This window comes from Nocardia sp. NPDC050793 (assembly GCF_040654065.1).
In the GTDB taxonomy this organism is placed as follows: domain Bacteria; phylum Actinomycetota; class Actinomycetes; order Mycobacteriales; family Mycobacteriaceae; genus Nocardia.
This window is the reverse complement of sequence record NZ_JBFAHG010000002.1, coordinates 639360-651853: the sequence shown is the minus strand read 5'-3', so window position 1 is coordinate 651853 and position 12494 is coordinate 639360. Positions and strand designations below refer to the sequence as shown.

Below are 12494 nucleotides of genomic sequence, written 5' to 3'. Positions count from 1 at the left end.
CGAGCGCTAGCGAGGGGCGGGCATGAGCGAACGTAGTGAGCGAATCATGTGCCAGCGCGCAATGCGCATGCCGGTGCCGAGCGCTAGCGAGGCGCGGGCATGAGCATCCGCAAACCGCTGATCGGGTTCGGGCTCTTCGCGATCGTGTCCATCCTGGTGACGGTGGTCGTCTGGAACACGCTCGCGCGCGTGGTCCCCGGCGACACCAAGACCTACTCCGCGACGTTCACCGATGTGCTCGGTCTCCGCGAAGGCGACGACGTGCGCATGGCCGGTGTCCGGGTCGGCAAGGTCGAGAAAATCGAGTTGGCGCGCGACGACCGGACCAAGGAGTCGGTCGCGAACGTGACGTTCATCGTCGAGAGCGACCAGACCGTCTACGACGACACCAAGGCGCTGGTCCGCTACCAGAACCTGATCGGCCAGCGCTACGTGGCGCTGGCCCCCGGCGGCGCGTCCAACCCGGCGCCGCTGAAGAACAACGCGTCGATTCCGCTGGAGCGGACCGAGCCGTCGTTCGACGTGTCGGGTCTGCTCAACGGATTCCAGCCGCTGTTCCAGGTTCTGCAGCCCGAGCAGGTGAACCGCCTCTCGGAGACGTTCATCCAGGCGCTGCAGGGCGACAACGTCTCGCTGAGCTCGTTCATCGTGCAGGCCGCCCAGCTCGCGACGGATTTCCAGCGTCGCGACGCGATCCTGTCCGACGTGATCGTCAACCTGTCCGGTGTGATGGCGGGCTTGGCCCAACGAGGTGATGAATTGGAGACCCTGGTGACCCAAACCCGGGCCTTGATCGGCGGACTCTACGACCAGGGCCAGTCCCTGCTCGCGTCCACCGAGCAGATCGCGAGCGCGACCTCGTCGCTGGTCGGCATGGTCGACAACATCCAGCCCAAGCTGCGGGCGGCGCAGAACTCCACCAGCGCCGCGCTGACGCTGCTGCTGGACAACGGCGCCAAGCTGGACCAGGCCGCGATCGACGTGCCGAACATCCTCGTGGCGGCGGGCAGGCACACCTCCGAGGGCGGCTACGCCAACGCCTACCTGTGCGGCCTCGACGTCTCGCTGTACGGCGTGCTCTTCCCTCGCGGTCTGTTCTCGCAGATCGGCGGCAACGCGCACTCGGCGGTGTGCCGCCCATGATCGCGAAGGTCAAGAACCGCTTCGACAGCAACCGCTACTTCTGGCTCGGCGTCATCGGCGCCGTCCTGATCGTGGTGCTGCTGATGGCGTCGAGCATCATCCGGATGCTCGGTGTCGGTGAGCAGACCGTCAAGGCGGAGTTCGTGCAGGCGGCCGGGATCAAGGTCGGCGACAAGGTCAACGCCGCCGGCGTTCCGGTCGGCACGGTGACCGGCGCGAAGCTCGAAGGCGGCCATGTGCTGCTCACGCTGAACGTCGAGAACAACGTCAAGCTCGGTCCCGACGCGCGCGCCTCGATCAAGATGGCCACCCTGCTCGGCGCCAGGTACGTCGACCTCGATCCGGGCGACGGCTCCGGACTGAAGGACGGCCGGATCCCGCTGTCCAACACCGCGGTTCCGTACAACCTCGCCGACGTGGTGCAGATCGGCACCCCGAAGTTCGAGGCGCTCGACACCGCCAAGCTCGCCGAATCGCTGAACGTCATCAACGAGTCGATGGGCGCGTCGCCCGAGCTGACGGCCCAGGCGCTGGACAGCGTCGGCGCCTTGGCCAAGGTGATCGACACCCGCCGCGGCGAGGTCGACAAGCTGCTGAAGGACCTGGACCGTGTCACCACGATCCTCGGCGACAACCGCAACAGCGTGCTGCTGGTGATCACCCAGGGCGAGGCCATCGCCAACCGGGTGATGGAGCGGCAGGACCTGCTGCGTCAGCTGCTCGACAACATCGCCACGTTGAGCAAGCAGCTGCAGCAGATCGGCGCGGAGAACGAGGGCCAGCTCGGCCCGACCATCCAGCAGCTGAACACCATGGCCGAGGGCCTGCAGAAGAACAAAGACAACCTGGATCGACTGCTGTCGATCATGCCGCCCACGGTGCGCTACCTCGCGAACTCGTGGGGTGGCAGCGGCCCGTACGGCGACGTCGGTCTGCCGTGGCTGTTCCCGGACAACTGGTTGTGCTTCGCACAAGCCATCGAGGGGTGCCAGTGATGAAATTCGCCAGCAAAGGCAAACTCGCGACCGCGGCGAAGCTGTTCGCGGTCAGCGCCGCCGCGCTGACGGTCGGCAGCTGCTCGCTGCTGCCCACCTCGGTGAACGACGCGCTCGGCGGCACCATGCACATCACCGCAGACTTCGAGAACATCGCGGGTATCTACGAGGGCAACCCGGTCACAGTGCTCGGACTCCAGGTCGGCAAGGTCGACAAGATCGTGCCGAAGGGCACCCTCGTCGAGGTGCATCTGTCGGTCGATTCCGGGGTGAAAATCCCGAAGAACGCGGAGGCGGCGATCGTTTCGCCGTCGATCGTCACCGATCGGCACATCGAGCTCACCCCCGTCTACACCGAGGGCGAGGCGATGAGCGAGGGCACGCACCTGCCCAAGGCGCGCACCAGAACGCCGGTCGAACTCGACACGATGATCAAGACCATCGATCAGTTCGCCGCCGCGCTCGCGCCGCAGGAGGGCTCCGAAGGACTCGGCCCACTTGCCGGCCGGGTGCTCTACCCGATGATGAACGGCAACGGCCAGAAGATGCGGGACACCCTCAACGCTCTCTCCGGCGCGTTGAAGGTCGGTGTCGACAACAAGGACGCGATCTCCAACATCATCATCAAGCTCAACGAGCTGACCACGATGCTGGCCGAAAACGACCAGTCCGTGCGCGATTTCAGCAACCGGGTGACTCAGATGACCGGTCTGCTCGCCGAGCAGGCGCCCGGTCTGCAGGCGACGCTCCAGCAGCTCAACGACTTCCTGGCCAACACGAGCACCACGCTCGTGGACTACCAGGATCAGCTGGGGGGAAGCCTGACCGGGCTGACCAACGTCACCCAGCAGCTCAGGGACAACGCCTACGGCCTCACCGAGGTCACCGACGTGGCGCCGATGGCCCTGCAGAACGTCGATCGGATCATGAACCGCGAGGGCCGCTATGTGCGCCTGCATGCCATCATCGGCACCGCGCTCAACGGCGAGATCGTCGCGCTGTTCTGCGAACGGATCCAGATGAGGGCCGACGGGTGTCGCACCGGGAATATGCAGGACTTCGGACCCGACTACGGGCTCACCGCCGCACTGCTTGGACTGACGAAATGACGTACCGCATGACGATCAAGGCACGCAGGGCGCTCGTCGCCATCGCGGCGGTGGCCGGGGTTGGCATCACCTCCGGCTGCGGTCTCACCGTCGAGGATCTGCCGCTGCCCAAGCCGGGGCAGGCGGGCGAGACCTACACCGTGCACGCCGTGTTCGAGAACGCGCTGAACCTGCCGGACCAGGCGAAGGTGAAGATCGGCGGTTCGGATGTGGGTGTGGTCACCGACATCAAGACCAAGAACTTCCAGGCGGTCGTCGACCTGAGCATCCGCAGCGACATCGAACTGCCCAAGGGCAGCACCGCCGAGCTGCGCCAGGCCACCCCGCTCGGTGACGTGTTCGTCGCGCTGTCCAAGCCGAAGGTCGAACCGGGTGCGCCGATGATGCACGACGGCGACACCCTCACCCTGGAAGAGACCTCGGCGGGCGCCACCGTCGAACAGTTGCTCATCTCGGTGTCCATGCTGTTCAACGGCGGCGGCATCGCCTCGCTCACCAAACTGACCTCGGAACTGGATTCCATCGTCGGCGGGCGCGGGCCGCAGGTCGCGCACCTGATCACCGAATTGACCGGTGTGGTCGGCAGTTTGAACGACAACACCGCCCGGGTCGACGCGGTGCTCGGCCAGTTCAGCACGCTGGCGAACACACTCGATTCGCGGCGCTCGGAGCTGGGTCAGGTGGCCGACACGCTGCCCCAGATGATCGGCGCCATCGCCGAGAACAACCGTGCCATCGGCGAACTGCTGACCAAGATCTCGACAACCAGCGCCGCGCTCGGCGACTACGCCGACACCACCGGCGACCAGCTGGCCGTTCTGCTCGACAACACCCAGGCGCTGATGGACGCGCTCGCGCGAACGGGCGACGACTTCGGCCTCCTGATGGACCGTCTGCACGAGATCCGCCCGAAGGTGGACGCCACCTTCCGCGGCCGCAGCTTCGCCGTGTACGCCACCGCGACCAACCTCGACCTCAGCGCGCTGACCGATCCGCAGCACGGGAGGCTGCCGAACCTGGAAGACCTGCAGGACTTCGCGGGCAGCCTGATCCAGGTGCTGCAACTCGTGCAGCAGCGGGTGACGGGAGGCCACCGATGAGCGCGCTGTCGAAGATCTGGTCGAACAAGCTGATCCTCTCGGCGATCGGCCTGGTGATCGTGCTGCTCGTCGGCGCGTCGTATCTGCTGGTCAGCGTCATGCGGATCAATCCGCTTCGGTCGAGCTACACCGTGACGGTGAACCTGGACCGCTCCGGCGGTCTGCAGCCCGGCAATGACGTGACCCTGCGCGGCTATCGCGTCGGCAAGGTCACCTCGATCGAGCTGACCGATCGCGGGCAGGCCATCGCCGCCATGGCCGAGATCGACAGCCGGTACAAGATCCCGGTCGACACCGACGTTGCGGTGCAGGCCCTGTCCGCCGCGGGTGAGCAGTACATCGACTTCCGTCCCGGCACCGAGGGCGGCCCGTTCCTCGCCGACGGCGCGGTGGTCCAGTTCGATCCGGAGACGGTCAAGACGCCGACCCCGGTGTGGTCGGTGCTGGACAACACCAGCGAGCTGATCGCGCAGGTCGATCCCGACAAGTTCAGCGTCATCCTCGCCGAACTGGACATCGCGCTCAGCGGCGGCCCGGATCAGCTGCGCGGCCTGGTCAACGGCATCAGCCTGGCCACCGCGGGTCTCGACTCGCTGCTGCCGCAGACCACCAGCCTGATCACCAACCTGCGCACCATCGCCGACACCACATCGCACGCGCAGCCGGATCTGGCCACCCTCACCGCTAACTCCGGTGAGCTGTTCGCGCAGTTCAACGCGGCCAACGCGGAGCTGCAGAGCGTTCTGGACTCGGGGCCTGGCCAGCTGGCGAGCCTGGGCGCGGTGCTGGACAAGACGTCGGATCCGATCACCGGCCTCGCCACCAACTTCGTCGCCATCACCAAGGCAGCGCAGCTGCGGCTGCCCGCGCTTCGGGCGCTGTTCCCGTCGCTCGCACTCGGCGTCGAGGCGCTCGGTATCCCGGCGCACGACAACGAGTTCCACGCGATCATCGACATCTGGCCGCGGCCGTACTGCACGTACGACACCCCGCAGATCCGCAACGAGGTCGTGCAGGACGGCACTATCCCGAAGTGGAACTACTGCGTGAACCCGCCGCCGGGTCAGCAGATCCGCGGTGCGGCGAACGCCCCGCGGCCGGACGTGCCGAACAACGGCGCCCAGATGCCGCCGGGCGTGGATCCGAACGAGCGGACCCTCCCCCCGGTGCGGTGAGTGTGCACCCCGGCCGGTGGCTGAGCCATCGGCCCGGCATACTCGCTGGTAGAACGCGTACGGTTCGCCCATGCGGACCGGCGAGCCGACACGGTGCGTCCGCGCGCCGGGAAAGTGCAGGATTTATCGATGTCCACCGACGACGCCGACACCAATAAAGACGCCGAGACCACGAAGAACGTCGAGCCCGCCGCGGAGAAGAGCGCGGCAGGGGCGAGCGACGCGGAGACGGCCAAGCTTGACCTGGGGAAGGCGGGCGAGAAGCAGAGCGAACCGAAGCCGAAGCCTGCGCCCGCGGCGGGCCAGGGCCGGTCCGATCTGCTGCCGGTGATCGCGGCATTCGTGGCGGGCATCCTGCTCGTCGCGGCCGTCACCGCGGTGGTGGTCTTCTATCTCCAGGCCCAGAAGAAATCCGACGAGCTCGCGGCCGTGAACGACGCCACCCGCGCGGCCTGCGACTTCGGCCGCGACGTCTCGGTCTACGACTACTCCAAGGACCTCGAGGGCTACTTCGCGAAGGTCAAGGAGGGCTCCACCGGCGAGTTCCTGAAGGAGTTCGACGACGCGACCAAGGCGCTCACCGACGCCATGGTGCAGGCGCAGGTCAAGTCCTGGGCCGACGACGTGCAGTGCGGGTACCAGTCCGGCAACACCAGCGAGGCCAAGGTGCTGGTGACGCTGACCCAGTTCCGCACCAATTTCAGCCAGCAGCAGCCGGATCGGCAGTTCGTGGTGATCGTCGCGGATCTGCAGAACGAAGACGGCAAGTGGAAGGTGAGCAAGCTCGACTCGCCGATGCTCAAGGGTGCAGGCACCGGCCTGCCCGGCGGCGCTCCCGCTCCGGCTCCCGCGCCCGGCCAGGCTCCGACCCAGCAGCCGCAGCCAGGTAACTGATCCGATAATTTCCGAAAGCGCCTCCGGCGGTGGGCCCAGTCACCACCGCCGGAGGTCTTTCGGGCGGTCCTGCTATGCGGTCGCGGAGCTGCTCAGAACAGGGTCAAGGTCTGAGGAGCCGACGCGACCGCCTTCCCCGAGGCCCGCGGCTCGGTGGTCTTGTGTTGCGGTGCAGAGCTTTTCGCCACGGTCTTCGGCGCGAGCCGAACCGTGTTCTCCGCCGCGCTCACGGCGGTCGGTTCGGGGGTGTCGACCTCAGCGGCCGCCGAAGCCGCGGCCTTGCGGGCCGCCTCACCGGCCAAGGTGTCGGCCATCTCGTTGAAGTAGTTGCCGACATGGCCACGCACCCAACGGAATCGGACCGGACCCGGCCTGCTCGAGATGGCTCGGTCGATCTGCTTGATGATCTCCACGTTCTTGACGGCGCCGCCGGTCGAGGTGCGCCAGCCGTTCAGCCGCCAGCTGGAGATCCACTCCGACGCGCACTTGATCGCGTAGAGCGAATCGCTTTCGATCAGAAGGGGTTCGGCGCCGGGGTGTGCGTCGACGGCTTCCAGGATCGCGCGTAGCTCGGCGATCTGATTCGTCCCCGTCGCTGCTCCCCCGCTGCGCGCAGTGCCCCCTTGGTGATTGACCCAAGCCCAGCCGATAGCGCCGCCGGGATTTCGGAGGCAGGATCCGTCGGTGCTCACGATGATCATGGCTGGCACCCTACGCAATCCGACCGACAAGATCGGTACCGTGGAATTCCTCTATCTCCCTTCGCAATTGAGACTCGGTCCGACGTAGCGCCGATCGCACGGCACTGTCGACCAAGCGTGCGCACATGCGGCCGAGGAAGCCGCGAGGTGCAGCGTACTCCGCTTCGGAGGTCAGCACCGACCGTCCATAGCCGAGCGGGTCGAAACGCAGCGTCAGTGTGCCCGACAGCCGCCCACGCAGCGTATACCCGATCACCACATTGCGGCGGTATTCGGTGATCTCGCAGGAGATCGTGGGACGCCATGGGCCGAGTCTCGCTGCGGTCGCGAACAGGGCGCCGAGACCTTGGTCCACCTCGCCGGTCGGCTCGAAGGAAGCGACGCCGAACATCCAGTCGGGCACGAACTGGTGGTTGTCCGTGTACGTGAACGCTACTTCTACCGGAGCCCCGACGTCACTCGCGTACTTGATGTGGCCCATAGGCCCTCCCTGATCCACGGCTGCGACAAAAGTACTACAACTCTCCTCTTTATTCGAGCGGTTGCGGTGAATTCGGGGGAGCGGGCTTTCCAGATTCGCGACCGGCCGGTTGCTTGGTGGATTCAGATCCGATCGACGATGTACTCAGCGATCGGCATGGCCGAAGTCGCCGCGGGCGACGGCGCATTGAGGACGTGCACCGAGCGCGCGGTGCGTTCGATCATGAAGTCGTGCACCAGAGTTCCGTCGCGCAGCACGGCCTGGGCGCGGATGCCCGCCGGGCGGGGCCGCAGGTCGGCCACCGTGAGTTCCGGGCAGTAGCGGCGACATTCGGCCAGGTAACCGCGTTTGAACAGCGAGTTGCGCAGTTCGCGCAGCCCGGTTCCGACGTGCGTGCGAGCCACCCGGTGCATGCCGGGAAACCCGACGATCTCTTTGGCGTCCCGCAGGTCGACGCTGCCTTTGCGGTAGCCCTCGCGCGCCAAGCCGAGCACCGCGTTCGGGCCGACGGTGAGTTCGCCGTCGATGGTCGGGCTCAAATGCACGCCGAGGAACGGCAGATTCGGGTCGGGCACCGGATAGATCAGCGTCCGCACCAGTCCGGCGCGCTCCCGCGGCAGCTGGTAGTACTCGCCGCGGAACGGAACGATGCGAAAGTCGATCGGCAGTCCCGCCAGTCGCGCCATCCGATCGGCTTGCAGGCCTGCGCAGACCACGAGGGTGCGCGCCGTCCACGCACCGGCCGGGCCGGAGACCATCACCGCCGTATCGGTTTCCTCGATCGCGGTGATCTCGGCGCCGAGCACGATCTCACCGCCCGCCGCGCGGACCTGCTCGGCCAGCGCCGCGGTGATCTTCCGGTAATCGACGATGCCGGTGCCAGGCACGAACAGCGCACCGACGCCGGTGATCCGGGGCTCGCGCCGGACCAGTTCGGCGGCGTCGAGCAGCTCGACCTTCACCCCGTTGGTGACCGAGCGCTCGTACAGCGCCAGCATCCGCTCGTATTCCGTGGCATCGGTGGCCACCAGCAGTTTTCCGCACACCTCGTACGGAATCCCTTGCGCCGCAGCGAAATCCTTCGTCCACTGCGCACCCCGCCTGCACAGCTCCGCCTTCAGGCTCCCCGGCTCGTAATAGATCCCGGAGTGAATCACCCCACTGTTGTGCCCCGTCTGATGCACCCCCAGCCCCGCGGCCTTCTCGACCAACACCAGCCGAGCCCCCGGATACCGCTCCACCAGCCGCCGAGCCGTCGCCACCCCGACGATCCCGCCCCCGATCACGCAAAAGTCGTACACGCCACCCGACAGTACTTCCCTACCGCCTCGGTGCGCGCCACCTCCGGTGAGGAGATGTCAGATGGTGGCGGTGGGATCGTGGTCGGTGAGGGCTTCCGGGTTGGGTGGCGGGGTTGCGCTGTTGGATGGGGTTGGGTGGCGCTGGAGTTGGACTGTGTATTCGCCGAGGTTGGCGTCGGAGAAGACGAGGGACAGTTCGCCCGTGCGGGTGTCGAATTCGGTGCGGAGCTGGGTGATTCCGGCCGGGTCGAGGTGGATGCCGAGGGTGTCGCGTACGGGTTCGGACAGCACGAGGCCGGTGAGCGCCGAGAAGACGTTGGTGTCCACGGTGAACGCGACGGTGTTGGTGTGGACCGGGGCGACCTGTGCGCCGAGGTAGGCGGTGCCGAGCCCCAATCGACCGCCGAGTCCGGCGGGCCGGGTCGGCGCGGCGGCCGGATCAGGTTGCGGCACAGTCGTTCCGGCCGGGAAGACGGCGGCCTGGTAGGTCGCCGGCAGCACGTGCGCCTCGCCGTTCAGCACGGTGACGGCGGTCCGGGGACCGGGGTGCGGCGTGAAAGGTTCGACGACGGGCGCGGGCGACGGCGCGGCTTGCACCGTGCCGGAGCGCTGGGTATCGGCCATCTGGTTCACGATGTACGCGCCGGAAATGAAGGTCAGGCTGAGGCTGGCCGCGCCGGCCAGCACGATCGCGGTATGACGCACGATCTGAGCAGGATTGTGTGTCGTCACGATGCGTTCCTTTCCCTCCGCCCCGACTCCCCTCGCGTAATCGGCCCGCACCGTTGAAAACCGAACGCATGTCCAGGTTACGACGCTGCCCGATCTTGGACCGCATCCGTGCGAGCAGGATCACAATAGACCGCGCTACGGATGTTTCTGCCGGTTGAAGAGAGGGTAAAAAGCGGTTAGCTGGCGAGCGTCATTCTCGACTGCCACTCTTAGACACCCGGCCAACGTCGTCCGGCCGTCGACGCGAACGGCGCACCCAAGTATGGCGCTCGCCCGCTCCCGAGTTTTCGGATCGGGTCGGGTGAAGCCCGGTCGGACGTCGTCCGGCCGGGCTGCCCGCTTTTCGGGGCGATCGGCTCAGGCGAACTGTCCGGCCGCCCGCCCCTCCCCGGACGGTCCGGCGAAGGCCTGAGCGATCGTCAACCACTCTGCCGCGTCCGCGCCGACGGCGCGCACCGCGAGGTCGTCGAGGTGGCGGCGCTGCGTGACCAGCTGGCAGAAGTCCAGCGCGGACCCGGTCACCCGCTGCGCGGCGTCCTCCGGCCCCCAGGTCCACACCGTGCCGTCGGGGGCGGTCAGTTCGACGCGGAATTCCTCCACGGGCGCCGCCTTGCCCCGTACTGAATAGGCGAAGTTCCTGGTCCGCACACCGAGGTGGGCGACGCTGCGCAGCCGAGCGGTCGGCTCGCGGGTCACGCCGAGCGCGTCGGCCACGTCCTGGCCGTGCGCCCAGGTCTCCATGAGCCGGGCGGTGATCATCGAGGCCGGACTCATGGGCGGGCCGAACCAGGGCAGCTTGGTGCCCGCCGGCACCGCGCGCAGCGCCTCGATCAGGGTCTTGCGCCCGGCGCGCCAGCGCTCGAGCAGTTCGGCGGGCGGCATCGTGGCGGCGTCCTCGGCCGCCTCGTCGACGAAGGTCAGCGCCTTGGGCGCGGCCGCGGCCACCTGCTTCGCGAATTCCTCGGCGTCCGAGGCCGAGACGGTGGCGATCTCGTCGGTCCAGGTCAAGTGCCCGATCTGGTGGGCGATGCTCCAGCCGGGTGCGGGCGTCGGCCGACCCCAGTCCTGCGGGGCCAGCGGGGCGACCAGTCGTTCCAGGTCCGCGCATTCGTCGGCGAAATCGCCGAGCAGCGCCTCGAGGTCAGCCATGAATTCCCTTGCCGATCGCGGGCACACCGCCGCGTGTGCCAGGTGTGACCCAGCATCGCAGCGCCGCGAAAAAAATGCAAGCACGCGTGCTTGTATTTCTCGACCGGTCTCACCAGCCGAAAAGCACCAGGTGGGCCGCTCCGACGGCCAATCCGAGCACCGCGCCGTGCAGGTACAGCAGCCAGGCGTCCTGCTCCACCGAGGCGTAGAACATCTCCATGAACTCGCCCGGGCTCAGCTGCTGAAGCTTGCGCGCGGCGAACTCGTCGATCTTCTTCGCCTGCTCGCGCGCGAACTCCTCGTCCTCGACCATGCTCGGCGCCAAACCCACCGCGGCCCCGGCCGCGCCCACCGTCAGGTTGTCGAACTGCCGCTTGCCGAACGCGGCGCGCACCATCGAATGCGTCGGCCCGAGCTGACGGTGGATCTCCTCGGAGATCAGTCGCTCGATCAGCTGACGTGTCTTGTCTCCGTTCGGTCCCTCCAGTAGTTCCGCGGAGAGATTGGGCAGCGTGAGCACCTGGTAGGCCAGGATGCGCGCGAGGTCGGTGGCGGCCTGTGACTGACGCTTGGCCAGCAGGGCCTGGCGCCACAGGTACTTGTAGCGCGGCTGCGGCTCGCCCGGTTCGAAGACCATCTTCACCGCGATGACGTTCACGATCACGCCGATCGCGGCCGCGCTGAGCAGCACGATCACCCAGGCAGGCACCCAGCCGAGCACCGGAATGCGGTCGTGCACATGCAGATACAGCGCCATCAGCAGGCCGAACGGCGCACCGAGCAGGCCGATGCGAACCATGAACTTCAGCTCGGGTGCCGCGATGGTGGTGGTGAGATCCTTCAGGATGTACGGGTTCTCGCGCAGATAGCGGATGACGAAGCTCTTGATGTCGATGAGCTGATCGATGTTGTCGCCGAGCGAGTCGAAGCCCCTGCGGCACAGTCTCGGCAGCTGCCGGTCGACCCGCTGGTAGATGACCTGTCTCATCTGTCGCGGCACCGAGCGCCACAGGTCCGGGTTCTCCCGGTACATCACCTCGTCCACGAGCGGCCGCACCTGTTTGCGCGCCAGCTCGGCGATGTAGTCGGCGATTCCGTCCAGATCGAGCTCGTGAATGAAGTCCCGCGGACTGCCGATTCGCATCAGCGCCTTGTCGACGCAGATGCTCGCCATCTTCTCCGCCCGCGCCGGAATGAAGCCTTGGAAGCCGAGCCTGCGTCCGTCGTGCGAGAAAGTCGGCAGCACCTGCACTCGCCGCGGCAGGTACGGGTACAGCACCTGCAGGCCCGGCACGCGGACGCCGCGGAACTGTACCGGCCAGAAGAGCATCAGCACGCCGGTCCAGTTGGTCAGCCAGCCCGCGAGTGCGCTGAAGATAGGAAAAGTGACCAGGTCGACCACGAACTTCGTCTGGCCGGTGAGCTCCTCCCAGTCGATGAACACCCCGGACGCGAGAGTGTCCATCCTCGGTTCCCCTTAGTGCCGTGAGCTGTAGAGGTCCCCACATTCTCATTGCGCTCGCGAGGGTGTCAACGCAGGGGCGGGCACTGTCACAGACGGCCGCGTTTCGATCAAGCCTTCGCCCTGAGCGAACGTCCAGGAAGGGGTGGAACAAACCCGGAATGGGTGGGGTTGAGTAGGCATCGCTCAACTTTTGGAAGGGTCGAACACGTGACTACACCTCAGAATCTGCCGGTGCTGTTCCTGACCGAT

Annotated in this window: 12 protein-coding genes; 6 read left to right on the top strand and 6 right to left on the bottom strand. The window is 66.9% G+C overall.

Annotated elements, in window-relative coordinates:
* Positions 1–99 precede the first annotated feature (99 nt).
* From AB0H50_RS08465 to AB0H50_RS08440, 6 genes are all read left to right on the top strand, one after another.
* Positions 100–1143: an MCE family protein gene (locus tag AB0H50_RS08465; RefSeq protein WP_357448597.1), complete on the top strand. Its 1044-nt coding sequence runs from the start codon at positions 100–102 to the stop codon at positions 1141–1143.
* Positions 1140–2138, top strand: coding sequence for an MCE family protein (locus tag AB0H50_RS08460; protein ID WP_357448595.1), 999 nt, complete (start codon positions 1140–1142; stop codon positions 2136–2138). The genes AB0H50_RS08465 and AB0H50_RS08460 overlap by 4 nt, the downstream gene beginning before the upstream one ends.
* Positions 2138–3247, top strand: coding sequence for an MlaD family protein (locus AB0H50_RS08455; protein ID WP_357448593.1), 1110 nt, complete (start codon positions 2138–2140; stop codon positions 3245–3247). The genes AB0H50_RS08460 and AB0H50_RS08455 overlap by 1 nt, the downstream gene beginning before the upstream one ends.
* 8 nt (positions 3248–3255) lie before the next feature.
* On the top strand, positions 3256–4347 hold the full coding sequence (locus AB0H50_RS08450) for an MCE family protein (RefSeq protein ID WP_357448591.1): 1092 nt from the start codon (positions 3256–3258) through the stop codon (positions 4345–4347).
* Positions 4344–5522 (top strand): MlaD family protein, encoded by a 1179-nt coding sequence (locus AB0H50_RS08445; RefSeq protein ID WP_357448589.1) that lies wholly within the window; start codon positions 4344–4346, stop codon positions 5520–5522. Before AB0H50_RS08450 ends, AB0H50_RS08445 begins: the two co-directional genes overlap by 4 nt.
* Positions 5523–5651: 129 nt before the next feature.
* Entirely contained in the window at positions 5652–6416 is a 765-nt protein-coding gene (locus AB0H50_RS08440; RefSeq protein ID WP_357448587.1) for a hypothetical protein, read from the top strand.
* Positions 6417–6508: 92 nt separating this feature from the next.
* Here the strand turns inward: AB0H50_RS08440 and AB0H50_RS08435 are convergent, their stop codons facing one another.
* The 6 genes from AB0H50_RS08435 to AB0H50_RS08410 form a co-directional block, all read right to left on the bottom strand.
* The gene (locus tag AB0H50_RS08435; RefSeq protein ID WP_357448585.1) at positions 6509–7117 is read right to left on the bottom strand and encodes a ribonuclease H; all 609 of its coding nucleotides are present in this window, start codon (positions 7115–7117) and stop codon (positions 6509–6511) included.
* Positions 7118–7127: 10 nt separating this feature from the next.
* Positions 7128–7598, bottom strand: a complete 471-nt coding sequence (locus AB0H50_RS08430) for an SRPBCC family protein (RefSeq protein ID WP_357448583.1) — start codon at positions 7596–7598, stop codon at positions 7128–7130.
* Between the two features lie 122 nt (positions 7599–7720).
* A complete protein-coding gene (lhgO, locus tag AB0H50_RS08425; RefSeq protein ID WP_357448581.1) occupies positions 7721–8899 on the bottom strand; it encodes an L-2-hydroxyglutarate oxidase in 1179 nt (392 codons plus the stop codon).
* A gap of 57 nt (positions 8900–8956) precedes the next feature.
* A complete protein-coding gene (locus AB0H50_RS08420) occupies positions 8957–9631 on the bottom strand; it encodes a hypothetical protein (protein ID WP_357448579.1) in 675 nt (224 codons plus the stop codon).
* Between the two features lie 357 nt (positions 9632–9988).
* Positions 9989–10780 (bottom strand): TIGR03084 family metal-binding protein, encoded by a 792-nt coding sequence (locus AB0H50_RS08415; protein ID WP_357448577.1) that lies wholly within the window; start codon positions 10778–10780, stop codon positions 9989–9991.
* 109 nt (positions 10781–10889) lie between these two features.
* Positions 10890–12245: a hypothetical protein gene (locus AB0H50_RS08410; protein WP_357448575.1), complete on the bottom strand. Its 1356-nt coding sequence runs from the start codon at positions 12243–12245 to the stop codon at positions 10890–10892.
* Positions 12246–12494: the final 249 nt, after the last annotated feature.